Annotated in this window: 21 protein-coding genes; 14 read left to right on the top strand and 7 right to left on the bottom strand. The window is 71.8% G+C overall.

All coding sequences use genetic code 11. The features are described 5' to 3' along the window. Positions 1–85: 85 nt before the first annotated feature. On the top strand, positions 86–523 hold the full coding sequence (locus tag ACFYPA_RS19170; RefSeq protein ID WP_359079771.1) for a VOC family protein: 438 nt from the start codon (positions 86–88) through the stop codon (positions 521–523). 161 nt (positions 524–684) lie between these two features. On the opposite strand, the gene ACFYPA_RS19175 is transcribed toward ACFYPA_RS19170, so the two are convergent. Next, a complete protein-coding gene (locus ACFYPA_RS19175) occupies positions 685–1,464 on the bottom strand; it encodes an SDR family NAD(P)-dependent oxidoreductase (protein WP_389133055.1) in 780 nt (259 codons plus the stop codon). A 282-nt stretch (positions 1,465–1,746) separates the two neighbouring features. On the opposite strand from ACFYPA_RS19175, the gene ACFYPA_RS19180 reads away from it, so the two are divergent. Continuing rightward, positions 1,747–2,577, top strand: coding sequence for a helix-turn-helix transcriptional regulator (locus ACFYPA_RS19180; protein ID WP_389133058.1), 831 nt, complete (start codon positions 1,747–1,749; stop codon positions 2,575–2,577). A gap of 149 nt (positions 2,578–2,726) precedes the next feature. Here the strand turns inward: ACFYPA_RS19180 and ACFYPA_RS19185 are convergent, their stop codons facing one another. Both ACFYPA_RS19185 and ACFYPA_RS19190 read right to left on the bottom strand, forming a co-directional pair. Continuing rightward, positions 2,727–3,917 (bottom strand): FAD-dependent monooxygenase, encoded by a 1,191-nt coding sequence (locus ACFYPA_RS19185; protein WP_389133061.1) that lies wholly within the window; start codon positions 3,915–3,917, stop codon positions 2,727–2,729. A gap of 87 nt (positions 3,918–4,004) precedes the next feature. Further along, positions 4,005–4,931 (bottom strand): zinc-binding alcohol dehydrogenase family protein, encoded by a 927-nt coding sequence (locus ACFYPA_RS19190; protein ID WP_389133064.1) that lies wholly within the window; start codon positions 4,929–4,931, stop codon positions 4,005–4,007. Positions 4,932–5,014: 83 nt separating this feature from the next. On the opposite strand from ACFYPA_RS19190, the gene ACFYPA_RS19195 reads away from it, so the two are divergent. Further along, positions 5,015–5,482 (top strand): MarR family transcriptional regulator, encoded by a 468-nt coding sequence (locus tag ACFYPA_RS19195; RefSeq protein WP_359079780.1) that lies wholly within the window; start codon positions 5,015–5,017, stop codon positions 5,480–5,482. A 127-nt stretch (positions 5,483–5,609) separates the two neighbouring features. On the opposite strand, the gene ACFYPA_RS19200 is transcribed toward ACFYPA_RS19195, so the two are convergent. Then, positions 5,610–7,460, bottom strand: coding sequence for a serine hydrolase (locus tag ACFYPA_RS19200; protein WP_389133067.1), 1,851 nt, complete (start codon positions 7,458–7,460; stop codon positions 5,610–5,612). Positions 7,461–7,643: 183 nt separating this feature from the next. On the opposite strand from ACFYPA_RS19200, the gene ACFYPA_RS19205 reads away from it, so the two are divergent. Then, a complete protein-coding gene (locus tag ACFYPA_RS19205; RefSeq protein ID WP_389133069.1) occupies positions 7,644–8,753 on the top strand; it encodes an NAD(P)H-dependent flavin oxidoreductase in 1,110 nt (369 codons plus the stop codon). Next, entirely contained in the window at positions 8,750–10,291 is a 1,542-nt protein-coding gene (locus ACFYPA_RS19210) for an acyl-CoA synthetase (protein WP_389133072.1), read from the top strand. Before ACFYPA_RS19205 ends, ACFYPA_RS19210 begins: the two co-directional genes overlap by 4 nt. Positions 10,292–10,521: 230 nt before the next feature. On the opposite strand, the gene ACFYPA_RS19215 is transcribed toward ACFYPA_RS19210, so the two are convergent. Then, positions 10,522–12,945: a penicillin acylase family protein gene (locus ACFYPA_RS19215; RefSeq protein ID WP_389133075.1), complete on the bottom strand. Its 2,424-nt coding sequence runs from the start codon at positions 12,943–12,945 to the stop codon at positions 10,522–10,524. Between the two features lie 150 nt (positions 12,946–13,095). Between ACFYPA_RS19215 and ACFYPA_RS19220 the strand changes: the two genes are divergently transcribed. Continuing rightward, a complete protein-coding gene (locus ACFYPA_RS19220) occupies positions 13,096–14,595 on the top strand; it encodes an acyl-CoA synthetase (RefSeq protein ID WP_389133078.1) in 1,500 nt (499 codons plus the stop codon). 42 nt (positions 14,596–14,637) lie between these two features. On the opposite strand, the gene paaK is transcribed toward ACFYPA_RS19220, so the two are convergent. Beyond that, positions 14,638–15,933 (bottom strand): phenylacetate--CoA ligase PaaK, encoded by a 1,296-nt coding sequence (paaK, locus tag ACFYPA_RS19225; protein WP_359079792.1) that lies wholly within the window; start codon positions 15,931–15,933, stop codon positions 14,638–14,640. Between the two features lie 181 nt (positions 15,934–16,114). Between paaK and ACFYPA_RS19230 the strand changes: the two genes are divergently transcribed. Then, positions 16,115–17,638 carry an alpha/beta fold hydrolase gene (locus ACFYPA_RS19230; RefSeq protein ID WP_389133081.1) on the top strand — a complete coding sequence of 508 codons (1,524 nt, stop codon included), beginning with the start codon at positions 16,115–16,117 and terminating at the stop codon, positions 17,636–17,638. A gap of 17 nt (positions 17,639–17,655) precedes the next feature. Here the strand turns inward: ACFYPA_RS19230 and ACFYPA_RS19235 are convergent, their stop codons facing one another. Then, positions 17,656–19,290 carry an FAD-dependent oxidoreductase gene (locus ACFYPA_RS19235; protein ID WP_389133084.1) on the bottom strand — a complete coding sequence of 545 codons (1,635 nt, stop codon included), beginning with the start codon at positions 19,288–19,290 and terminating at the stop codon, positions 17,656–17,658. Positions 19,291–19,553: 263 nt separating this feature from the next. Here ACFYPA_RS19235 and ACFYPA_RS19240 point away from each other — a divergent pair, with 263 nt between their 5' ends. The 7 genes from ACFYPA_RS19240 to ACFYPA_RS19270 all read left to right on the top strand — a co-directional run bounded on the left by ACFYPA_RS19240 (position 19,554) and on the right by ACFYPA_RS19270 (position 25,037). Then, positions 19,554–20,675: a SchA/CurD-like domain-containing protein gene (locus tag ACFYPA_RS19240; RefSeq protein WP_359079797.1), complete on the top strand. Its 1,122-nt coding sequence runs from the start codon at positions 19,554–19,556 to the stop codon at positions 20,673–20,675. A 76-nt stretch (positions 20,676–20,751) separates the two neighbouring features. Beyond that, on the top strand, positions 20,752–21,186 hold the full coding sequence (locus tag ACFYPA_RS19245; protein ID WP_359079799.1) for a cupin domain-containing protein: 435 nt from the start codon (positions 20,752–20,754) through the stop codon (positions 21,184–21,186). Then, a complete protein-coding gene (locus ACFYPA_RS19250) occupies positions 21,183–22,451 on the top strand; it encodes a beta-ketoacyl-[acyl-carrier-protein] synthase family protein (protein ID WP_359079800.1) in 1,269 nt (422 codons plus the stop codon). Before ACFYPA_RS19245 ends, ACFYPA_RS19250 begins: the two co-directional genes overlap by 4 nt. After that, on the top strand, positions 22,448–23,686 hold the full coding sequence (locus ACFYPA_RS19255) for a ketosynthase chain-length factor (protein ID WP_359319604.1): 1,239 nt from the start codon (positions 22,448–22,450) through the stop codon (positions 23,684–23,686). The genes ACFYPA_RS19250 and ACFYPA_RS19255 overlap by 4 nt, the downstream gene beginning before the upstream one ends. 37 nt (positions 23,687–23,723) lie before the next feature. Then, positions 23,724–23,981, top strand: a complete 258-nt coding sequence (locus ACFYPA_RS19260; RefSeq protein ID WP_359079804.1) for an acyl carrier protein — start codon at positions 23,724–23,726, stop codon at positions 23,979–23,981. Between the two features lies 1 nt (position 23,982). After that, on the top strand, positions 23,983–24,462 hold the full coding sequence (locus ACFYPA_RS19265) for an SRPBCC family protein (protein WP_359079807.1): 480 nt from the start codon (positions 23,983–23,985) through the stop codon (positions 24,460–24,462). A 242-nt stretch (positions 24,463–24,704) separates the two neighbouring features. After that, positions 24,705–25,037: a TcmI family type II polyketide cyclase gene (locus tag ACFYPA_RS19270; RefSeq protein WP_359079809.1), complete on the top strand. Its 333-nt coding sequence runs from the start codon at positions 24,705–24,707 to the stop codon at positions 25,035–25,037. The last annotated feature ends 149 nt before the right edge of the window (positions 25,038–25,186 follow it).

The following is a 25,186-nucleotide window of genomic DNA, read 5'->3' on the forward strand; positions in this document are numbered from 1 at the left end:
GGAGATCTTCGTGTCCTCGCATGACACGATCGGTCTACCCGCAGCCGGACGATGTGCCGGGTGCTCCGGCCGGAGGGACGGACCCATGCCGACACGGTGGAGTCTGACGATCGACTGCGCGCACCCCGCGCGGCTGGCGGAGTTCTGGGCGCTCGCCCTGGGCTACGCGCCGAAGCCGCCGCCGAAGGGCTTCGGCAGCTGGGAGGAGTGGTTCGCGCACTACGACGTTCCGGAGGAGGAGTGGGACGACGGCGCGTATCTGTCCGATCCGGATGGCGACGGACCCGCCCTGTCCTTCATGAAGGTGCCCGAGCCGAAGGCGGGGAAGAACCGGCTGCATCTGGATGTGCAGGCCGGTGGCGGTCGCGAGGTGCCGTGGGAGGTGCGGTGGCCGCGCGTCCTGGAGGCACTGGTGCGGCTGACTGCCGCGGGGGCGACGATCGTTCATGAGTACGAGGCCCAGGGCAGGCCCGATCACTACATCATGGCGGACCCGGAGGGGAATGAGTTCTGCCTGTTGTGACGGTCCGCCGGTGACGGTGTGCGCGGCTGAAGGCGCGACGGAGTGACATGGCGCTCCGCAGCTGACCGAAGTGGCGGGATGCGCTGCGTTCTCCGGCGGCACCGGAACAGCCGGCCCGGGGCCGACCGCGGAGGGCCGGGCGCGGGTGGTCCGGGGCTGGTTCAGCCGGCCCGGTAGCGGGAGGCGAGCGCGGGGCTCTGTCCGCCGAAGGCGGCGAGGTCGGCCCGGGACACGGCGTCGAGGAGGCGGGTGTCCTCGACGCCGGGGGCGCAGACGACTTCGCCGAGTTCGAGGCCGCGCAGGCCGGCGGTCACGACGTCCTCGGCGCTCATGCGGGGCACACGGCTCAGGTCGAGGCCCTGACGCGCGTGGAATTCGGTGGCGACGATGCCGGGGCACAGGGCCTGGACCTGGACGCCGGTGCCGCCGAGTTCGGCGCTGAGGGTCTGGGACATGGTGACGAGGTGGGCCAGGGAGCCGGCGTAGACGGCGCGGCGGGGCATGAGGGACGCGTCGGCGGGACCGCTGAAAGCGATCATCCCGGCCACGTTGATGATCTTCCCCGTGCCGCGCTCCCGCATGCCGACCACGGCGGCGCGGGTGAGCAGGGTGGGTGCGAGCACCTTGACGTGGACGAGTTCACGGGCCTTGTCGGCGGGCAGTTCGGCCAGTGGCATGTAGTGGGCGACTCCGGCGTTGTTGACGAGCATGGTCAGCGGCTCGGCGGCACAGAGGCCGGCGACGGTGTCGATGCCGCCGTCGGTGGACAGGTCGGCGGCAACGACGCGGACCGTGACGCCGGGGTGGGTGGCCGCGAACGCGTCGAGGCGGTCCTTGCGGCGGCCGACGATGATCAGGTCGTAGCCGTCGGCGGCCAGGCGGTCGGCGAATGCCTGGCCGATGCCGGAGGTGGCGCCGGTGACGAGGGCGAGCTTGTTCATGGGTGTTGTTCCTTTCAGGTGCCGACCGAAGCGGCCGGTGCAGGGCCCCGGGCCCCCGTGGTGTCAGGTCCGGCGAAGCGGGCCGCCGTCTCCTCGTGTCGATCGCGGTCCGGGCTCCGGCGGCGTACCGGGGAGCGGGCCTGCGTGATCGACGCCCCTCACTGCCCGGAACCCGTCATGACCCCATGGTCGACAGGAAACGCCTGGTCAGCCAGTAGATCCGTTTTCCTGGGAATGGCGGTACCAGGACAGGCGATCGCCTCTCTTGTCACAATCAACGGCATGATGACCACGGAACTCGGCACGGCGCTGCGCCACTGGCGCGATCACGTCCAGGCCCAGGTCGTCGGCCTGCCCGTGGGCCCACGCAGGCGGGCCGCCGGACTGCGCCGCGAGGAACTGTCCCAGCTGGCCGGCATCTCCGCCGACTACATCGTCCGGCTGGAACAGGGACGCGCGACCAACCCCTCACCCCAGGTCGTCGAAGCCCTCGCCCGCGCCCTGCGACTCACACAGGACGAACGGGCCCACCTCTTCCGTCTGGCCGGCCTCGCCCCGCCGGGCCCCAGCACGATCCCGCGGCACATCACCCCCGGCATCCACCGCATGCTGGACCGGCTGGCCGGCACACCCGTCGCCGTCTTCGACGCCGCCTGGACACAACTGCTCGCCAACCCCCTGTACACGGCGCTCATGGGGGAGTGGCACGGTGACGACCTCAACGCCGTCCGGCGCAACTTCCTCAACCCCCACAGCCGCATTCGCCACACCCGGGAATCCAGGGACGCACTCCAGAGGGCACACGCCGCCGACCTGCGCCGGACCGCCGGTCGCTATCCCGACGACGCGGACCTGCGGTCCCTCATCGCCGACCTGCGCCGCCGCAGCGCCCACTTCGACACCCTGTGGGAATCAGGCGCCATCGGCGAGCACCGGGCGGCGCGCAAAACCATCGATCACCCCCGCGTCGGCGCCCTGACCCTGGACTGCGACGTCCTCAGCGTCACCGGCAGCGACCTGCGCATCATGGTCTATACGGCCCAGCCGGGCACCGAGGACGCCGACCGCCTGGCGCTCCTGGACGTCATAGGTACACAGCCACTGGGCGAATGACCACCCGCGGAGCCCCGGTGCGCAGGGGCGGCCGCGGGGGCCTTCAGCAACCGGGTTCGTCGACACGTCGACCATGCGTGACCGGCGAGGACAGCGGGCAGGCCGTGAGAGCGGGCCGACTCGTCGCGACGGCGCCGCGCGGCCCCACCTCACACGCCGTGCGGTTCCGGAGCGGCTGCCTGGAGGAGGCGCGTTTCGGTGACGGAGCGCCGGGCGTTGACCGCCAGACGCAGGACCAGCGTACGAACTCCCGCCAGGGCACGGTTCGTCGGCACGAACCACTGGTGTTTGAGCCGTGCCATGCGCTGATGGGTGGTGATGAACGGGCGCAGGCGGGCTTCCCACGCAGCCAGTGCGGCGGCGAGGTCGTCGGGGTGCTCCGTGAGGACGCGGCCGAGTTCTGCTCCGCCCCTCAGGGCGGCTGTGGTGCCCATGCCCGAGAACAGGTTCAGACACCACGCCGCATCGCCGGCGAGCACGATCCGTCCGGTGCTCCACCGGTCCATCTTCACCTGGTGCACCGAGTCGAACAGGCAGTCCGCCGTGGTGGGCAGCGCGTCCAGGACGTGGCGCACGGCGGGATGGTCCATGTCGCCGAACACGGCGCGCAGACGCTCGGTGCGGCCTGTGGCGAACTCGGCGTCGATGTCTCTCGTGCAGTAGGTCAACAGCGCGGTGGGTGCCCTGTCCGCCAGGCCGAACACCCACACAGCGCGCCCCGGCCGGGCGCTGATGAGACTGTCCTGCTCGCCGAACGAGGGCGCCTGCGCGGGCAGGGGGAAGGCGCAGATCATCGCGTTCCAGGTCGTCATGAAGCGCTCGTGAGGGCCGAATGCCAGGCGCCGTACGGTCGAGCGCAGTCCGTCCGCGCCGACGACCAGGTCGAAGGTTTCGCGGTAGCGCCGGCCGGTGGCGTCCTCCAGCAGTACCTCCGTCGCGGTGTCGCCGTCGACGATCTCCAGCGGTGCGGTCGCGAAGCGGACTTCGACATCGTCACCGCCGTGCGGCTGGACCTGTTGCCAGAGCGCGGCTTCGACGTCGCCCCGGACCATCGCGGTGGGGCGGCCCGGCAGGTCGAGCCAGCCCAGGGCCGGCCTGCGGTGGCCCCGACGGTTCAGCGACCAGGTGGTTCCTCGTTCGGGGTCACGGGTGTGCAGGGTGTCCAGGCCGAGGTCGTCGACCGCTCGCATGCCCTCGGGAGTCAGGTTGATGAAGTAGCCCCCGGTGCGGCGCTCGGGCGCCCGCTCGACGATCACGGAGGTCCACCCGGCCCTGCGTAGTCCTAGGGCCGCGGACATGCCCGCGATGCCGAGGCCCACGATCAACGCGTGTTTCTGCATGACTCACTCCTTGTTCGGCCCCGGCTGCCCGCCGTGTGAAGGACGGCGGGCTGCCGGAGCACGTGCGGTGGGAGGCCGGCCGTGGGTTCAGGGCACGAAGACCAGGCGCTCGCCGGTCTTCTCGGACCATGCCTGCGCGATCCCGGCCAGCGGCACGGCGCGAACCCGGACGTCGATGCCGCCCTCGGTCACCGCTTCCGCCAGCTCGGGCAGTTCGGCGATGAAGTCGCGGGGAGAGACCGAGCCGATGCCGCTGCCCACGATGTTCAGCCGGGCCGCCCGCAGCGCCGTGGAGGGGATCGGGGCGGACTCGCCCGCCATGGAACCGATCTGGACCCAGTTCAGCGGGGCGGAGCGGTCGGCGCGAGCGGTGAGCATCGGCAGCATGGCGTCGGCGGCGGGAGCACCCCATACGAAGTCGAGGACGACGTCGACGTCGGCTGCGGCCGCGATTTCGCCGAAGGTGAGCGCCTGGTCCGCGCCGAGGCCGGGCAGTTCCGCGAGGCGGCCGGCGTCGCGGCCGACGGCGAAGACCTGGGCGGCGCCGAACTGCTTGGCGATCTGGATGGCCATGCGTCCGGCGCTTCCGGTGGCGCCGAGGATGAGGACGCGCTGCCCCTCGCGGAAGGTGACGCGGCGGCGCAGGGCGACCCAGGAGGACATGCCCGGGTTCATCGCGGCGGCGATCCTGACGGGATCCACGGCGTCGGGCAGCACGACGCTCCGGCGCGTGTCGATCACGGTGCGCTCGGCGAACGTACCGAGGACCGAATCCTCCAGGGCCGCGTAGCGCAGGAGGCCCGAAGCGTCGCGCACGACCGCGTCGACCCCTGGCACCAGCGGGAAGACGCCGCCGGCCGAGTAGTGGGTGCCGTTCGCCTTGGCCCGGGTCAGGTGGTGCAGGCCCGCGGCGAGGACGTCCACGACGATCTCGTGCTCGCCCCGGGCCACAGGCTCGGGGAACTCGCCGTACACGGGCGGCGCGTCGTACGCCGTGAGGACTGCAGCTCGCATGAGCAACTCCTGTGGTTGGTTTGTAGTGCCAATCAACCACAGAGTTATTGGTAATGCAAACAACTTCCCGTAGGGTGGCGTGCATGGTTCCCGAAGACTCCACCGACGTCCTGGTCGACGGCCTGGTCCGCAGCGCCTTCCAGGTCATGGGTGTGCTCACCCGCATCGGTGCCGAGCACGATCTGTCCCTCACCCAGTTGCGCGTCCTCGGCATCCTGCGCGACCGGCAGCCCCGCATGAGCGACCTCGCGGCCTTCCTGGGCCTGGACAAGTCCACGATGTCCGGCCTCATCGCCCGCGCCGAACGGCGTGGACTGCTGACACGCGGTACCAGCCCGGAGGACAAGCGCGCCGTCGTCGTCCTGATCACCGATGCCGGACGCGACCTCACCCGGCGCATGTACGAGGAAGCCAGGGGCGCCCTCGCGCCGGCCACCGGCCGGATCGGTCCGGAGCAGCGCCGGCAGCTCGCTCAGCTGCTCGAGCCCCTGCTCTCCCCGCCCCTGCCGGCCGCGCCGCGCCCCGAGCGCCCGGTGCGTGGCACGCCCTGAGCCCGGCAACGCCCGCCGGCCCGCGGCCCCGGCGTGCCGGAGTCGCGGGCCGGCGGGGGCCCGCGCGGAGGCGGAGCCGCGCTCTCGCCCGGGTGGCGGTCAGTGCGGGCTCCTGCCCGGGTGGCGGTCAGTCCGTCGAAGCGGCCCAGCCGTTCGCCTCGATGCGCCGGGCGTCGGACGGCCGGCCCTCGTCGAAGACCGTACGTCCGCCGTCCTCGACCCTGATGGCGTCCACGTACACCCCCCGGCCGACGTACAGCTGATCCGTGGCGTACCGCCAGCGCAGTCGCAACTCCCCGCCGTGCCACGGCGCGAGGTCCGCCTCCAACCGGTGCCAGACCCGCCCGGACCAGCCCGAGACGGCGCCCGCCGGATGCGGTTCGGGCTGCTCCTGCCCCTTCCGTGAGGCCGGGCCGGTGGTGAAGGGGACCGGCTGCCAGGTGGTTCCGCCGTCCGCGGACCCCTCCAGGAAGAGGAAGTCGGAACCGGGCTCGGTGTCCCACCACAGCGCGCAGTTCAGCCGGGCCCGCGGGGACTTCAGGGGGAGCGGTGGGAGTGTCAGAGTGGCCGACGAAGCGCTTGCCAGCCCGGAGAACCATGCCGTACGGCCCCGGGCCGGGCGCACCGCGACAGCCCGGGCCATCTGGTTGGCGGTGGCGACGCGCGGCGCACTGCCGGAACGCCAGCTGCGCACCGGGTGGACCGAGTTGCCCAGCACGATCAGGAACGAGTCCGTGGTCGGGTCGAGTACCAGGCTGGTGCCCGTGAAGCCGGTGTGGCCCGCCGTGCGCGGGGTGGCCATCGCCCCCATGTACCAGTGCTGGTAGAGCTCGAAGCCGAGGCCGTGCGCGTCACCGGGGAACGCGGTGTTGAAGTCCGTGAACAGCAGGTCCACCGACGCGGCCGAGAGGATGCGCGCGCGGCCGTAGACGCCGCCGTTGAGCAGGGTGCGGGCGAGGATCGCCAGGTCCCAGGCACAGGAGAAGACCCCGGCGTGGCCCGCGACACCGTCCAGGCTGTACGCGTTCTCGTCGTGCACCTCGCCCCAGACCAGCCCGCGATCGAGCCCGGACCACGGGAGCCTGGCGTCCTCGGTCGCCGCGATCTTGGGTTTCCAGGACGCCGGCGGGTTGTAGCGAGTGCGGTGCATCCCGAGCGGAGCGGTGATCCGTTCGCGGAGCAGCACATCCTCGGTCAGACCAGTGATCTTCTCCAGCACCAGCTGGAGTGAGATCAGATTGAGGTCGGAGTAGAGGTACGCCGTGCCGGGCGGGCTCGCCGGCACCTCGTTCCAGATCAGCTCCAGCTTCCCCTCGCGGGTGGGCGCCTTGTAGAGCGGGATCCAGGCGCGGAAACCCGAGGTGTGGGTGAGCAGCTGACGGACGGTGATGTCCTGCTTGCCGCCACCGGCGAAGTCGGGGAGGTAGGAGGCGACGGTCGCCTCGAGTTCCAGCGTGCCGCGCTCGATCTGCTGCACGGCCAGGATCGAGGTGAACAGCTTGGACACCGAAGCCAGGTCGAAGACCGTGTCCTGCGCCATCGGGATCTGCTGGTCCGCCGGGAACTCCACGCCGGTGTCCGTCTTCTCGTCGTACGCCGCATAGCGCACCGCCTTGCCGATCGGCCGGTGCAGCGCCACCGTCCCGCCCCGCCCCGCGAGCAGCACGGCGCCCGCGTACCACGGGTGCTTCGGCACGTCGGCGAGATATCTCTCCGCCTCGGTGACGAGCCGGTCGAGCGGCTCCTGCGACAGCCCTGCCCGGGCGGCCGATCCTCGCCGCAGCGTCGGCCTGTCACCGCCCGCCGGGCTTCCCGCCGCGGTCCCTGTGCCCATCTTCGACGACCCCGCCCCCGACTCCGTGGCAGACGCCGCCGTCGCGAACGGGATCGGCGCCAGGGCGAGTGCTCCGCCCAGGGCCAGCATCCCACCGCCCAGCCTCCGTCGGCTGATGCCCCCGCCCGCCGTGTCCTCGGTCATCCGGAACCCCTTCCCCATGCGTGAAAGTAACTTTCGAAATCTCTTCCGAGCCTGAAACTTCCTGCCGAAGCAGAGGGTACTGTCCCCCTCCGCCGTCCCGTAGGCCCCGGGAGTCACAAAGAATCTGACACTGCATCAGAAAAGCTCTTCCTTCGGTTGTCGGACTGCGGCATCCTGCCGCCCATGGAGACGGAGCTGAGTCAAAAACTGGGGATCGAGCACGCCATCTTCGGCTTCACGCCGTTCCCGGCGGTGGCCGCGGCCATCACACGGGCCGGGGGATTCGGCGTACTCGGCGCGGTCCGCTACACCGCCCCCGACGACCTCGCGCGCGACCTCGACTGGATGCAGGAACACACGGACGGCAAGCCCTACGGCCTCGACGTCGTCATGCCCGCAAAAAAGGTGGAGGGCGTGAGCGAGGCCGATGTGGAGGCGATGATCCCGCCCGGCCACCGGCAGTTCGTCCAGGAGACCCTCGCCAAACACGGCGTCCCCGAACTCGCCGAGGGCGAGGCGTCGGGCTGGCGCATCACGGGCTGGATGGAGGAAGTCGCCCGCAACCAGCTCGACGTGGCGTTCGGCTACCCCATCAAGCTCCTCGCCAACGCGCTGGGTTCACCACCCGCCGACGTCGTCGCCCGCGCCCACGACCAGGACGTGCTCGTCGCCGCGCTCGCCGGCAGCGCCCGGCACGCCCGCCACCACGCGGACGCGGGCATCGACATCGTCGTCGCCCAGGGATACGAGGCCGGCGGCCACACGGGCGAGATCGCCTCCATGGTCCTCGTCCCGGACGTGGTCGACGCCGTGGGCCCCCTCCCGGTCCTCGCCGCGGGCGGCATCGGCAGCGGCGAGCAGATCGCCGCAGGACTCGCGCTCGGTGCCCAGGGCGTCTGGCTCGGCTCCCTCTGGCTCACCACCGAGGAGGCCGACATGCACTCCCGGGCACTGACCGCCAAGCTCCTTGCCGCGGGTTCCGGCGACACCGTCCGCTCGCGCGCCCTCACCGGTAAACCCGCGCGGCAGCTCCGCACCGAATGGACCGACGCCTGGGACGACCCGTCGGGGCCCGGCACCCTGCCCATGCCGCTCCAGGGGCTCCTGGTGGCCGAGGCCGTCTCCCGTATCCAGAAGTACGAGACGAACGCCCTGCTCGGCACGCCCGTCGGCCAGATCGTCGGCCGGATGAACACCGAACGCAGCGTGCAGGCCGTCTTCGACGACCTGACCAGCGGCTTCGAACGAGCCATCGACCGGATCACCCGCATCGCCGGACGGAGCGCCTCATGAACCAGCCGCCCAACGGCTTCTGGGCCCAGGCCACCGCCGAACCCGACCGCACCGTCCTCGTCGCACCCGACGGCGGGACGTGGACGGCGGGACGGCTGCACGCCGAGGCCAACCGCATGGTCCACGGACTGCGCGCGGCCGGCCTCGAAGAGGGCGACGCCTTCGCGGTCGTCCTGCCCAACGGCGTCGAGTTCCTCACCGCGTACCTCGCCGCCTCGCAGGCCGGGTTCTACCTCGTCCCGGTCAACCACCACCTCGTCGGGCCGGAGATCGCCTGGATCGTCTCCGACTCCGGCGCCAAGGTGCTCATCGCCCACGAACGCTTCACCGAGGCCGCGACCGCCGCCGCCGACGAGGCGAAACTGCCCGCGAGCCACCGCTACGGAGTCGGCGCGGTCGACGGCTTCCGCCCGTACGCCGAACTGCTGGAGAACCGCCCGGTGTCGCCCCCGGAGGGGCGAACGCTCGGCTGGGTCATGAACTACACCTCCGGGACCACCGGCCGCCCGCGCGGCATCCGCCGGCCGCTGTCCGGCAAGCTCCCCGAGGAGAGCTACCTCGGCGGCTTCCTCGGCATCTTCGGCATCAAGCCGTTCGACGGCAACGTCCACCTCGTCTGCTCACCGCTCTACCACACCGCCGTGCTGCAGTTCGCGGGCGCCGCCCTGCACATCGGCCACCCCCTCGTCCTGATGGACAAGTGGTCGCCCGAAGAGATGCTGCGGGCGATGGACACCCACCGCTGCACCCACACCCATATGGTCCCCACCCAGTTCCACCGCCTCCTCGCCCTCCCCGACGAGGTGAAACAGGCGTACGACGTCTCGGCGATGCGCCACGCCATCCATGGCGCCGCCCCCTGCCCCGACCACGTCAAACGGGCGATGATCGACTGGTGGGGACGCTGCGTCGAGGAGTACTACGCGGCCAGCGAGGGCGGCGGCGCCTTCGCCACCGCCGACGACTGGCTGAAGAAGCCGGGCACCGTCGGCCGGGCCTGGCCGATCAGTGAACTCGCGGTCTTCGACGACGACGGGAACCGGCTCCGCCCGGGCGAGCTCGGCACCGTCTACATGAAGATGAGCACCGGCGGCTTCAGCTACCACAAGGACGAGGGCAAGACGAGGAAGAACCGCATCGGCGACTTCTTCACCGTCGGCGACCTCGGCGTCCTGGACGAGGACGGCTATCTCTTCCTCCGCGACCGCAAGATCGACATGATCATCTCCGGCGGGGTCAACATCTACCCCGCCGAGATCGAGAGCGCCCTGCTCAGCCACCCCGCCGTCGCGGACGCCGCCGTCTTCGGCATCCCGCACGCCGACTGGGGCGAGGAGGTCAGAGCCGTCATCGAGGCCGCCGAAGGTTACGAGGCGGGCGATGAACTCGCCGCAGAGGTCCTCGGCCACTGCGACGGGCTGCTCGCCGGGTACAAGCGCCCCAAGACCCTCGGCTTCATCACGACGATGCCCCGCGACCCCAACGGCAAGCTGTACAAAAGGCGGTTGCGTGAACCGTACTGGGAGGGACACGCCTGACAGCCTTGCCGGGCCCCGCCTGATGAGCGGGTGCCCCCACCGAGCGGGGCCCGCTCACCCGGTGGGCCCCGGCCGGTTCTGGCAGACGTCGCCCGCCCGTCGCCGTACGGACTCGCCGTCGCCGGTGACGTGAAGGCCGTCTCGCCGGCCATCGAGCCCAGGGCGGAGGCCGCCGGCACGCAGCCCCTGACCCGGCACGCGGGCAGGGGCTGATCATGGGCCGTCAGGTGTCAGTGGTGCTCGCGCACCCGCACCACCTTCAGGCCGGGCGAACGCGCGATGTCCTTCTCGCAGAACCGCGACGTCACCCAGCGCTCACCCGAGTACAGCTCGGTCTGATCGCTGTAGTGCGGCGACGCCGGGTTCGACGACTGCGCGTACGTGAGCAGGGTGCGCGCCACGGGGCACGGACCGCCGTCCCAGCCGACCGCCTGGATGTAGCTGGAGCCGGTGGAGACGTCCGTGTACCCGCCGGCCGCCGCGTCCCACACGCCCTCGGTCTTGTTCCAGATGCCCAGTGCCTCCGTCCCGCCGCCGACCGGGATACGCCGCTCACCGCGCAGCACGGACTGGTGCTCGCCCAGGGGCGCGTCCAGGGCGATGCCCGCGCCCCTCAGCTCGGCCACCGCGTCGGCGAGGGCGGCGAGGACGCCCGGAGCGGCTGTGTTGAGGGTGTTCGGCGTGCCGACGGGGTCGGCGGGGGAGAACGGTACCTTCCACAGCCCGGCCGCCGGCACCGACACCGCCCGTCGCCAGAACCGGTCGAAGAGGAGCGCGCCCCGGCTCCCCGTGTCGACCTTCCGGTCCCAGTCGCGCAGCACCGGGCAGGCCGCCGAGACGTCGACCGGTGTGCCCGCGCTCCCGGGAGTCGTGCCACCGGGCAGCGCCGCGCAGGCGCCCGCCAGGTCCGCCGCGGCCAGGTCGCCGGCCGGCGCGCGGTTCGCGAACTGCTGGTGCTGCAGGTCGGCGACCGTCAGCCGGCCGGCGTCGGCCATCGCGGAGACGTCCTCGACGGCGCCGCGGGTCCGCATGGAGCGCGGTGTGCCGACCGTTCCGAAGACGCGTTCGTACCCGGTCAGCGGGGCGTCGGCGTTCGTCAGCCAGGCGCTGTCGTTGGAGTTCTCGACGTAGGCCGCGTTCTCCACGGTGGGCATCCGGCCCGGACCGAAGATCCCGGGCTGCACGGCGTCCGGGTCCGACCCCGGAGCGCAGTCGCTCCGCGAGCCGTCCAGTACGGCGAGTCCCGACGCCGGGTACGTGGCCCTGCCCAGTGGCGTCGAGCAGCGCTGCGCGAGCTCGTCGGTGATCCTCGGCAGCACCTGCGACTGGGAGAAGAGCGTGTGCCCCGAGGAGTCGGCCGCGACCGTGTTGACCCACGGCAGCCCCTGCGTCCGGCGCAGCGCCTCCTTGATGCCCGCCGTGCTGCGGGCCTTGCTGAACCCGAGCGCGGTGTCTCCCGAGCGCAGGTTCACCGCGTTCGGGTCGCCCAGCGCGTATGCGGCGGTCCGCGTCCAGGGCAGCGGCAGACCCGCACCGAGCGAGGTGACGACGGGCCCGTAGCGGGTCCACCACTGGGTGCGCGTCACCTCCCGGCCGCCTCCGACCCCCACGGAGACCGTGCGCTTCGCCATCCGCTTCGGCTTCCCGTCCACCACGTACACGGTCGGATCGGCCGGATCGAGGGTCAGCTGATGCAGGTTGAGGGTGACGCCCGTGGCCACCGTGTGGCTCCACGCCACGTTCGCGTTGTGCCCGATCGACATGGTCGCCGAGCCGAGCAGTGAACCGCCCGCCACGTTCAGTTCACCGGGGATCGTCTGCTGGGACTGCCAGAACCGCCGCCCGCCCTGCCAGGGGTAGTGCGGGTTGCCGAGCAGCAGCCCGCGCCCGCCCGCCGTCGTACTGCCCCGGAAGGCCACGGCGTTGGACCCCATGTCCGCGTTCTGCGTCGACAGCAGCCGCGCCGCCGCGTCCCCCGCGTCGTCGGGAGACGGCGAGGAGGACGGGGGAGCGGGCGCGGGCGTGGCGGTGGGCGGCTGCGCGGCCGTGATGCCGTCGACACCCCGGCCCTGGCCGCCGAGCACGGAGAGCGCGAAGGCGCGCTCCGCGACGTCGAGCGTGGACACCGGGCGCACCCAGCGGGCGCCCCGGCAGGCGGGGTCGGTGATCCGGTTCTGCGCCAGCCAGGCGTTGTAGCCGGCCGCCCAGCCACGCTGGAGTTCCTTCGTCGCACGGCTCGGTCCGGCCGGGGCGGGCACCCGCAGCAGCTTCTCCACGGTGCGGCTGTCGCGTACCCCGCGGAAGAACAGGTCGCTGGACAGGTTCTTCGTCGCCGAGGACAACGAGCCGTCGGGCGCCGCGTCCTGGCCGAAGTACCGGGACCGCTCCCCGCGCAGCGTGACGAAGCCGTCGGCGAGTGTGCACACCTGGTCGGCGGCCTGCGCCCAGCCGTTGCCGAAGCCCAGGTCCGCGTAGTCCTTCGCCACGATGTGCGGAATGCCGTACTCGGTGTAACGGATCACGGCGGAGAGTCCGCCGCCCGACGGATGGTGGGAACGGGGCGTGTGCGCCGAGGCCGGCGGCAGCGACGCCGACACGGTGAACAGCGCGAGACCGGTTGTGGCGAGAACTCTCAGACGGTTCCGGAGGGGCAACGGTCCTCCCAACTCTGCGGGTGCGAAAGACGGTTACTCAGGAGTTCGAGATGGCAGGGGCCACTCAGCCAGCACTCCCGTACGTCTGTCAACATCCCGGCCGGAATCCGGACCCTTGACCCCGGGGCCCCGGCCGCACAGGATCACGCCATGACCGGTGTACGCAGCAGCACAGTCGACGGCGTCGTGACCCGCAGCGCACGGCGCACCCCTGAGCGCAACGCCCTGCGGTACGCCGACCGGGCCTGGACCTACCGCGGTCTGGACGAGGCGGTCAGCACCGCGGCCGCCGTCCTCATGGACGGCCACGGACTGAGCCCGGGGGACCGGGTCGCCTCCTACGCGCACAACTCCGATGCGTACCTGATCGCGTACCTCGCCTGCGCACGCGCCGGACTCGTCCATGTGCCGGTCAACCAGAACCTCACCGGCGAGGACCTCGCGTACATCCTGACCCAGTCCGGCAGCTCCCTGGTCCTCACCGACCCGGATCTCGTCGGCCGTGTCCCCCCGGGGCATGCCGTACGGCCGCTGCGCGACGCCCCCGGCTCGCTCCTGGCCGAACTCGGCACCCCGCGCGCCTTCGTCCCCGCGCACGAACCGGCTGCGGACGACCTCGTCCAACTGCTCTACACCTCCGGCACCACCGCCCTGCCCAAGGGCGCGATGATGACGCACGGCGCCCTCGTCCACGAGTACGTCAGCGCCCTCACGGCCCTCGATCTGCGCGCCACCGACCGGCCCGTCCACGCGCTGCCGCTCTACCACTCCGCGCAGATGCACGTGTTCCTGCTGCCCTACCTCGCGGTCGGCGCCGAGAACACGATTCTCGACGCCCCGGACGCGACCAGGATCTTCGACCTCATCGAGTCGGGGCGGGCCGACACCCTCTTCGCCCCGCCCACCGTCTGGATCGGCCTCGCCAACCATCCGGACTTCGCGGGGCGCGACCTCGGCGGCCTGCGCAAGGCGTACTACGGCGCGTCGATCATGCCCGTCCCGGTGCTGGAACGCCTGCGTGAACGCCTCCCGGACCTCGCGTTCTACAACTGCTTCGGCCAGAGCGAGATCGGTCCCCTCGCCACCGTCCTTGGACCGGACGAGCACGAGGGCCGGATGGACTCCTGCGGCCGGCCCGTCCTCTTCGTCGAGGCCAAGGTCGTCGACGAGAACGGCGAGGACGTCCCCGACGGGACCGCGGGCGAGGTGGTCTACCGCTCGCCCCAGCTGTGCAGCGGCTACTGGGACAAACCGCAGGAGAGCGCCGAGGCGTTCCGCGACGGCTGGTTCCACTCCGGTGACCTCGCCGTCCGGGACGCGGAGGGCTACTTCACCGTCGTCGACCGGGTGAAGGACGTCATCAACTCCGGCGGCGTGCTGGTTGCCTCCCGACAGGTCGAGGACGCCCTGTACACCCACCCCGCCGTCGCCGAGGCGGCCGTCGTCGGACTCCCCGACGAGCGCTGGATCGAGGCCGTCACCGCCGTCGTCGTCCTGCGCGGGGAGGCGACCGAGGCCGAACTGATCGACCACGCCCGCGAGCGGCTCGCCCACTTCAAGGCCCCGAAGAGGGTCGTGTTCGTGGACGGCCTCCCGCGCAACGCCAGCGGAAAGATCCTCAAGCGCGAGCTCCGCGACCGCTTCGCCTGACAGGGGCCGGATCCCTGCCGGCGACCGCGGCCGCCCGGCAAGTCAACTGCCCGTCCGGTCCCGTTCGTCCACGATCCTCCGGAACTTGCCGACGGACCTCTCCAGCGTCTCGGGATCGAGGATCTCGACCCCGACCGAGACCCCGATCCCGTCCTTGACGGCCGCAGCGACCGAAGCGGCGGCCGCCGCCCGCTGCTCCGGCGTCGCCCCGGCCCGGGCCTCCGCCCGTACCGTCAGCACGTCGAGGCGACCCTCGCGGGTCAGCCGCAGCTGGAAGTGCGGCGACACCCCCGGTGTACGGAGCACGATCTCCTCGATCTGCGTCGGGAAGAGGTTCACCCCGCGCAGGATCACCAGGTCGTCGCTGCGCCCGGTCACCTTCTCCATCCGCCGGAACACCCGGGCCGTGCCGGGCAGCAGCCGGGTGAGGTCGCGGGTCCGGTAGCGGATCACCGGCATGGCCTCCTTGGTGAGCGAGGTGAACACCAGTTCGCCCTCGGCCCCTTCGGGCAGCACCTCGCCGGTGAACGGGTCGACCACCTCCGGATAGAAGTGGTCCTCCCAGATGTGCAGTCCGTCCTTCGTCTCCACGCACTCCTGCGCCACACCCGGGCCCATCACCTCGGACAGGCCGTATATGTCGACGGCGTCGATCGCGAAGCGCTCCTCGATCTCGCGGCGCATCTCCTGCGTCCACGGCTCCGCCCCGAAGATGCCCACCTTCAGCGACGTCGTCCGTGGGTCGACGCCCTGGCGCTCGAACTCGTCCAGGAGCGTCAGCATGTAGGAAGGCGTCACCATGATGATCTCGGGCCGGAAGTCCTGGATCAGCCGCACCTGCCGGGCCGTCATGCCGCCCGAGGCCGGAATGACCGTGCAGCCGAGCCGCTCCGCGCCGTAGTGCGCGCCGAGGCCGCCGGTGAACAGCCCGTACCCGTAGGCGACATGGACCTTGTGCCCCGGCCGTCCGCCGGCCGCCCTGATCGAGCGGGCGACCACGTCCGCCCAGGTGTCCAGATCCCTCTCGGTGTAGCCGACGACCGTCGGGCGGCCGGTCGTCCCGCTGGAGGCGTGGATCCGCCGCACTTCCTCCTCGGGCACCGCGAACATCCCGAACGGATAGTTGTCGCGCAGATCGGCCTTGGTGGTGAACGGGAACCGGGCCAGGTCGGCCAGTGAGCGGCAGTCCTCCGGACGCAGCCCCGCACGGTCGAACGCCCGGCGGTAGTGGCCGACGTGGTCGTACGCATGACGCAGGGTGGCCCGCAACCGCTCCAGCTGCAGTGCCGCGAGCTCCTCGGGGCCCATCCGTTCCGCCGCGTCCAGCAGAGCCGTCATGCGGATCTCCCTCATTCGGTGCGCCGTGCAGACGACCGATCATTCGGTCGTTCCTTCCGGGAGCAGTAATGCAGGATCTTGCCCGGTGTGGCAAGAGGCGCGACCCATCCGATGCCTGCCGGGGGATACGCCCGTACCGAACACGGCTGCGTCACCCGGTCGGCCCTGTTTGGATGGGTCCATGCCGACTTTCCACACGTACGACGGGACCGAGCTCGCCTATGACGTCATCGGGGAGGGTGCGCCGCTGATCTGCCTGCCGGGCGGCGCCATGCGAGCCGGCGCCTACCTCGGGGACCTGGGCGGGCTCAGTGCCGTACGACAGCTGATCGTGCTCGATCTGCGGGGGACGGGAAGCTCCGCCGTACCGGACGACATCGCCACCTACCGCTGCGACCGGCTCGTCGAGGACGTCGAGGCGCTGCGCCGGCACCTCGGCATCGAGCGCGTCGACCTGCTCGCCCACTCGGCGGCCGGGGACCTTGCCGCGCTGTACGCCGCGCGGTACCCGCACGCCCTGCGGAGCCTGACCCTCATCGCACCCACCACACGGGCGGTCGGCTTCCCGTTCCTCGAGCGCGCGGCCCGGGACGCCGCCGCGCTGCGCAGCTCGGAGCCCTGGTACGCGCAGGCGCTCCCCGCACAGCAGGAGATCTGGGCGGGCAGGATGACCGACGAACTGCGCGCAGCGGCACGGCCGTTCCTGTACGGGCGCTGGGACGCCACCGCCCGGGCCCACGCCGCACTGTCTCCGCAACAGATCAACACCGAAGCGGCGCGCGCCTATTACGGGGAGGGAGCGTTCGACCCGGCCGCGACGGTCGCCGCCCTGCGGGCCTTCCCGGCCCCGGTGCTCGTCCTGGCCGGTGAGTACGACGGGGTGACCACGCCGGACCGCGCCGCCGAACTGGCCGCGCTCTTCCCCCAGTCGGAGTTCACCGTGCAGCGCGGCGCCGGGCACTTCCCCTGGCTGGACGACCCGGGCGCGTTCGTCCGTACCGTCACCGCGTTCCTGGACCCGGACGTGCACAGCGTCCAGGCAGGCGGCATCCGGCTCGCCTACCGGGTGTGGGGCGACCCGTCCGCGCCGCCCGTCGTCCTCGTCCACGGACGCTGCGGCTCCAGCGCCACCTGGGCCCCCGTCGCCGAACGGCTCGCCACCCGGCACCGGGTGTACGCCTTCGACTTCCGCGGCCACGGCCTCAGCGACTGGCCCGGCCGCTACTCCTTCGAGCTGTTCCGCGACGACCTGCACGCCTTCCTGGAGGTCCGCAACCTCTCCGGTGCCACGGTCGTCGGACACTCCATGGGCGGAGCCGCGGCCTATCTGCTCGCCGAACGGCAGCCCGGACTCATCGGTCGGCTCGTCATCGAGGAGGCCCCGCCGCCCTTCCCGCTCGACCCGCCCCGCCCGCCCGTCGAACACCCGGGCGGCGAGCTGGACTTCGACTGGCCCGTCGTGCCCGCCATCGACAGCCAGCTCAACGACCCCGATCCGGAGGGCCGCGAACGCCTCGGCGAGATCACCGCCCCCACCCTCGTCGTCGGCGGCGGACCCGGCAGCCAGATCGCGCAGGAGGACCTCGCCTGGATGGCCCGGCAGATCCCCGGCGCCCGCCACATCACCATCGAGGCGGGCCACCTCGTGCACACCGAACGACCGGAGGAGTTCCTCGCTGCCCTCCGGTCGTTCGGCGTCGGCTGAGCCCGGCCGTAGCGGCGTCAGTCCCGGCGCAACAGCGCCACCATGACCTCGTGCAGCGCCGCATCGGCGTCCTCGACGCCCGTCTCCGCCCGCCAGGCGACGAACCCGTCGGGGCGCACCACCACGGCGCCCTCGGCGCTCGTCCCGTGCGCCTCGGCCCAGTCCGCACCGTCCTCCGGTTCCAGGTCGCCGCCCGGCCCGGTGCCGATCCCGAACGCGTCGAGCCGCACCCCCAGCCGTTCGCCGACCCGCGCCGCCGCCCGGCGCCAGGCCACGTCCGAGGCATCGGTCAGCAGGACGAACGACCGCTCGTACAGATCCAGCGTGGAGATCCGCTCACCCTCCCGGCGGACCCACAGGTGCGGGGCCCTGCTGCCCGGTTCGCCCGCCAGCTGCACGCCCTCGGGCACCACGGGCCACTCCGGGCCGATGCCCAGCACCGCGCCGTCCACATAGCGGTAACCCAGCGCCACGTTCAGCATCCCGCCGCGCTTCCCGCCGCCCACGGTCGGCGGAGCCGCGTACCCCGGGTGGCTGTGCTCACCGGAGCGTGCGGAGGCCCGCTCACTCGTCGCCCGGGCCACCGGCCGCCGCTCCGCCTCGTACGTGTCCAGCAGGCCCACACCCGCCTCCCCGCGCAGCACGGCCGCGAGCTTCCACGCCAGGTTGTGCGCGTCCTGGATCCCGGTGTTGGAGCCGAACGCCCCCGTCGGGGACATCTCGTGCGCCGAGTCGCCGGCGAGGAAGACCCGGCCTCGTGAGTACCGGTCGGCCACCCGCTCCGCCGCGTGCCACGGCGCCTTGCCCGTGATCTCGACATCGATGTCCGGCGCCCCGACGGCCTTGCGGATGTGCGCCACGCACCGCTCGTCCGTGAAGTCCTCCAGCGTCTCGCCCCGGTCCGGCTGCCACGGCGCGTGGAACACCCACTCCCGCTCGTTGTCCACCGGGAGCAGCGCGCCGTCCGCCTCCGGATTGGTCAGGTAGCACACGATGAAGCGCCGGTCGCCCAGCACATCGGCGAGCGCCCGGGACCGGAAGGTGATGCTCACGTTGTGGAACAGGTCGCCGGCCCCCGAACGGCCGATGCGCAACTGCTCGCGGATCGGGCTGCGCGGACCGTCGGCGGCGATCAGGTAGTCCGCCCGCACCGTGGTGTGCTCACCCGTATCCCGGTTCTTCAGCACCGCCCCGACGCCCGAACCGTCCGGATCGAACGAGAGAAGTTCCGTCGAGAACCGGAGATCGCCGCCCTGTTCCCGGGCCCGGTCCAGGAGCACCGGCTCCAGATCGTTCTGGCTGCACAGACACCAGCCGCTCGGGCTGAACCGGGCAAGTGCGCCGCCCGGGTCGATCTCCTTGAACAGCCATTCCTGGTCGTCGCCGGTCAGTGAACCGGCTTGCAGAATGCCGTGGTTCTCCGCGAGGACGGACGCGGCAGCGCGGATCTGCGGCTCCACCCCCGCCCGGCGGAAGATCTCCATCGTGCGGACGTTGTTGCCGCGGCCCCGTGGGTGTGTCGAGGTGGCGGCGTGCTTCTCGACCAGCAGGTGCTCGACGCCCAGCCTGCCGAGGAAGAGGGACGCGGACAGCCCCACCAGGGAGCCGCCCACGATGAGGACCGGTACATGGACGTCGACGTTCTCGTTCATCAGATGCTCCAGCTCGGACGCCGTACAGATGCAGTGTTCATGCCCTTGTCCGAGCCCTGTCGGAGCGGTTCGGACGCCCGCTCACCTGAACGGTTCATAAATCTGGCGTCAGCCGGACCAGCGTTTCACGATCGGTCACGGAGACGTCGCCCACGGTCCGGGCGGACTGTGCGCATCCGCCGGGACTCCCCGCTCCGCCCCCCACTCGACGGTTCCCCGCCGGCCCCGGCCGGTCCTCCCACCGTCTCGAAGGAGTTCGCACCATGACCACCACCCTCTCGGAACGGACCTCGCAGTCCGCCTTCGACGGCTCCAGGCTGCGCGTCATCCTGCTGCTGGACCTGTACGACGGCGCCCAGAAGCAGTTCCTGGAGGCGTACGAGCACATGCGCAACCAGGTGGCCTCCATCCCCGGCCACATCAGCGACCAGCTGTGCCAGTCCATCGAGAATCCGTCCCAATGGCTCATCACCAGCGAGTGGGAGAGCGCCCCGCCCTTCCTCGCGTGGGTGAACAGCGAGGAGCACGTCGCCACCGTGCAGCCGCTGCACAGCTGCGTGCGCGACACCCGTTCGCTGCGCTTCAGCGTCCTGCGGGAGACGGGCGCGGCCTTCGAGGAGAGCTTCGAGCCCGTCAAGGGCGGGCTGCAGGCCGCGCCCCGCCTCGGCGACGGGATCGTGCGCCACGCGCTGACCTTCACCGTCAAGCCGGGCACCGAGGAGATCGTCGCGAAGATCCTCGCCGACTACGACGCCCCGCAGGCCCGCGTCGACGAGCACACCCGGCTGCGCCGCACCTCGCTGTTCATGCACGGCAACCGCGTCGTGCGCGCCGTCGAGGTCGAGGGCGACCTCCTCGCGGCCCTGCGCCACGTCTCCCGGCAGCCCGAGATCCGGGCCGTCGAGGAAGCGATCAACCCGTACCTGGAACAGGACCGCGACCTCGCCGACCCCGACTCCGCCCGGATGTTCTTCACCCGGGCGGCGCTGCCCACCGTCCACCACGTGACGACGGGCCGCCACGCCCCGGCGGAGATCCGGCGCCACGCGCTCTTCTACCAGGCCAAGGAGGGCTGCGGGATGGCTCTGGCCCGGCTGCTGGCCGGACACGACGAGGAGGCCGCGGACGACGCCGGCAGCCCCATCGACAGCAGCACGATCTTCCAGCGCGACGACATCGTGGTCCGCCTCCTCGAAGTGAGCGGCCCGCTCGACGCGCAGCCCGCCCAGGCGCTCGGCATCCACGGTCCCGGCAAGGCGGCCCGTCTCGCCCGCCTCCTCGACGGGGAGGCGAACGCCGTGCCGACCTCCGACCAGGACGCCGCGCGCTTCCTCGCCCGGTCCGAGATGCGGCTCATCACCGACCGGCGGGCCGCGGAGTCCTGAGTCGCGCCGCAGCACCCTGGGGGGTTCTCGCTCAACCCGTCGATACAACGCGCAATGCGCCAGGAGGAAAGCAGTCATGACCATGCACCGGCCACGCATCGTGGACCTCAGCGAGACCCAGCCCAACCGCAGGCGCGGAGGTGACCTGCGCGCCCTGCTCACTCCGACGGCCGTGGGTGCCACCAGCGGCTTCATGGGGCTGGCCATCGTTCAGCCCGGAGACCGCATCGGCGAGCACTACCACCCGTACTCCGAGGAGTTCGTCTACGTGGTGAACGGGCTCCTGGAGGTCGACCTGGACGGGGAGCCGCACGCGATGCGCCCCGACCAGGGACTGCTGATCCCCCCGCACGTCCGGCACCGCTTCCGCAACGTGGGTGACGTCGAGGCACGGATGGTCTTCCACCTCGGCCCGCTCGCCCCGCGCCCGGAACTCGGTCACGTCGACACCGAGGTCACCGAGTCGGCCGAGCGGGGCGCGCCGCCAGAACGAACCGAGGCCGCCTCATGACCCGGCGCGTGGCCGTCACCGGCGTCGGCGTCGTCGCCCCGGGCGGCATCGGCACCCCGGCCTTCTGGGACCTCCTGTCCAACGGCCGTACGGCGACCCGGGGCATCACCCTCTTCGACCCGGCCGGCTTCCGGTCCCGGATCGCCGCCGAGTGCGACTTCGACCCGGCGGCGTACGGACTGGACGAGGAGGAGGTCGCCCGGGCGGACCGCTATGTGCAGTTCGCGATGGTGGCCGCCCGTGAGGCACTCGCCGACGCCGGCCTCGACGTGGAGCGGACCGACCCCTGGCGCGTCGGTGTCTCGCTCGGCACCGCGGTCGGCGGCACCACACGGCTGGAGCACGACTACGTCGCCGTCAGCGAGAGCGGGAAGCGCTGGGACGTCGACCACCGTCCGGCCGGGCCCCACCTGGAACGCGCCTTCTCACCCAGCTCGCTCGCCTCGGCCGTCGCCGAACAGGTCGGCGCGCACGGGCCGGTGCAGACCGTCTCGACGGGCTGCACCTCCGGGCTCGACGCGATCGGGTACGCCTTCCACTCCATCGAGGACGGCCGCGTCGACGTGTGCATCGCCGGGGCCTCGGACTCGCCGATCACCCCGATCACCGTGGCGTGCTTCGACGCGATCAAGGCGACCTCGGCCAACAACGAGGACCCGGAACACGCGTCCCGGCCCTTCGACTCCCGCCGCGACGGCTTCGTGATGGGTGAGGGCGGAGCCGTACTCGTCCTGGAGGAACTGGAGCACGCCCGTGCCCGCGGTGCGACGGTGTACTGCGAGATCTCGGGCTACGCGACCTTCGGCAACGCCTACCACATGACCGGGCTGACCCCGGAGGGACTGGAGATGGCCGAGGCCATCAACCGGGCGCTCGGGCACGCCGGGATCGCCGCGTCCGACATCGACTACGTCAACGCGCACGGCTCGGGCACCAAGCAGAACGACCGGCACGAGACGGCCGCCGTGAAGCGGGCGCTCGGTGCACACGCCCACGACGTACCGATGAGCTCCATCAAGTCGATGGTCGGGCACTCGCTCGGGGCGATCGGCGCCATAGAGATCGCCGCCTGTGTGCTCGCGCTGGTCCACCAGACAGTGCCGCCGACGGCGAACTACGAGTCCCCGGACCCCGAGTGCGACCTCGACTACGTGCCCCGCACCGCACGTCCGCTGAAACTGCGCAGCGTCCTGTCGGTCGGCAGCGGATTCGGCGGCTTCCAGTCCGCGGTGGCCCTGACCAGAAGCGGTGGGAGGACCCCATGAGCACCCCCAAGGCCCGGCGCACCGTCGTTACCGGCATCGGCGTCGTCGCCCCCAACGGCACGAGCACCGAAGCCTTCTGGAAGCGGACGCAGGAAGGCATGAGCGTCCTGGGCCGGGTCACCCGTGAAGGGTGCGAGGAACTGCCGCTGCACGTGGCCGGCGAGGTCAGGGGCTTCGACCCGGTCTCGCTGATCGAGGAGCGCTACCTCGTGCAGACCGACCGGTTCACGCACTTCGCGATGGCCGCGGCCGACATGGCCCTGGACGACGCCCGGCTGGGCCGCGCCGACTACGAGGACCGGCCGTTCAGCGTGGGCGTGGTCACCGCAGCCGGTTCCGGCGGTGGCGAGTTCGGCCAGCGCGAGCTGCAGCGGCTGTGGGGCCAGGGCTCCAAGTTCGTCGGCCCCTACCAGTCGATCGCCTGGTTCTACGCGGCCAGCACCGGCCAGATCTCGATCCGCGGCGGCTTCAAGGGGCCGTGCGCCGTGGTGGCGAGCGACGAGGCCGGCGGCCTTGACGCACTGGCGCACGCCGACCGGTCCGTCCGGCGCGGCACCGACGCGGTGGTGGTCGGCGCGGCCGAGGCCCCGCTCGCGCCCTACTCCGTCGTCTGCCAGCTCGGCTACCGCGACCTGAGCGCCGGTGAGGACCCCACGCGGGCCTACCGCCCGTTCACCGCGGACGCCTGCGGATTCGTGCCCGCCGAGGGCGGCGCGATGTTCGTCGTCGAGGAGGAGACGGCGGCCCGGGAGCGAGGCGCCCGGGTCCGCGCCGAGATCGCCGGTCACGCGGCCACCTTCACCACCGCGATGCGCTGGGAGGAGTCCCGCGAAGGGCTCGCCCACGCCATCGAGGGCGCCCTGCGCGAGGCCGGATGCGCGCCCGAGGAGATCGACGTGGTCTTCGCGGACGCCCTCGGAGTCCCCGAGGCCGACCGGGCGGAGGCGCTGGCCCTGGCCGACGCGCTCGGTCCGCACGGCCGGCGCGTCCCGGTGACCGCGCCCAAGACCGGCATCGGACGGGCCTACTGCGGAGCCCCCGTCCTCGACACGGCCGCCGCCGTCCTCGCCATGGAGGACGGCCTGATCCCGCCCACGCCCAACGTCTTCGAGGTGTGCCACGACCTCGACCTCGTCATGGGCCGGGCCCGCCCCGCCGAACTGCGCACGGCCCTCGTGCTCAGCCGCGGCCTCATGGGCTCGAACGCGGCGATGGTGCTCCGGCGCCCGGCGTGAGCCCCACCGACACCCCTGTGACAAGGAGAAGCCCCTCATGACCGACCGACTGACCTACGAAGAGCTGGCCGCCCTGATGAAGAAGGGCGCCGGACTGACTGTCGACCCGCGGGAGATGGAGAACCGTTCCGGTACGGCCTTCGACGAGTTCGGCCTCGACTCGCTGGGCCTCCTGGGCATCGTCGGTGTCCTGGAGAACCGCCACGGGCAGCCGCTGCCGGCCGACGCCGACCGCTGCAAGACCCCCCGCGAGTTCCTCGACCTCGTCAACAACAGCCTCATGACAGGAGCCTGAAGTGTCCGGACACACCGAGAACGAGATCGTCATCGCCGCCCCCCTGGACCTCGTCTGGGACATGACGAACGACCTGGAGAACTGGCCCCGCCTGTTCAGCGAGTACGCCTCGGTCGAGGTCGTCGAGCGTGACGGCGAGCGGACCACGTTCCGTCTGACGATGCACCCCGACGAGAACGACAAGGTGTGGAGCTGGGTCTCCGAGCGCACCACGGACCGCCCCGGGCGCACCGTCCGGGCCCGTCGCGTCGAGCCCGGCCCGTTCCAGCACATGGACATCCACTGGGAGTACTCCGAAGCCCCCGGCGGCACGCTCATGCGCTGGACGCAGGACTTCGCGATGCGCCCCGACGCCCCGGTCGACGACGCGTGGATGACCGACAACATCAACCGCAACTCGCGGGTCCAGATGGAACTCATCCGGGACAAGATCGAGCAGCGCGACCGTGAGCGCCGCACGGCCGCGGTCCCGGCCAACTGACACACCTCCGCCGACGGCCTGCAGGCCCTGGGGCCTGTCGTCAAACTGCGTCCGCCGTGCGACGCCATGCAGGCACTCTCGCCGCACCGGCCCCAGACCCCGGTACGTCCAGTACAGGGGCCCGGGGCCGGCACGCCGAGAGCACGCACCTGACGCCGCGCGGCCGCCCTTCGGGCGACGACGGCAGTCTGACGACACGCCCCAGCGGCCGGCCAGGACCGGGTACAGAAAGGCCCCACCCGATGCACCACGCTCTGATCGTCGCCCGGATGGCGCCGGAATCGGCGCCGGACATCGCCGAGCTGTTCGCCGCCTCCGACAGCAGTGAGCTGCCGCACCTGGTGGGCGTCACCCGGCGCAAGCTGTTCCAGTTCGGCGACGTCTACCTGCACATGATCGAGTCCGAGCGCCCGCCGGGCCCGGAGATCGCCAAGGTGACCGAGCACCCGGAGTTCAGGGGCCTCAGCGACCGGCTCACCGCCTTCATCAGTCCCTACGACCCGCAGACCTGGCGGGGCCCGAAGGACGCGATGGCGCAGGAGTTCTACCGCTGGGAGCGCGACTCCACCGCCTGACGTACATGACGGGGTCCCGGGCCCCGCCCCCCCGCCGGGGGCGGGGCCCCCGCCCGGGGGGGGGGGCGCGCCGGGGGTAAACCCAACCCAACCGGGGGGGTTCGGGGTGTACCGGCGGGTCTCAACCCTTGGGAGCCCCGCGGCGGGGA

Source organism: Streptomyces sp. NPDC005775 (assembly GCF_042871565.1).
Lineage (GTDB): Bacteria > Actinomycetota > Actinomycetes > Streptomycetales > Streptomycetaceae > Streptomyces.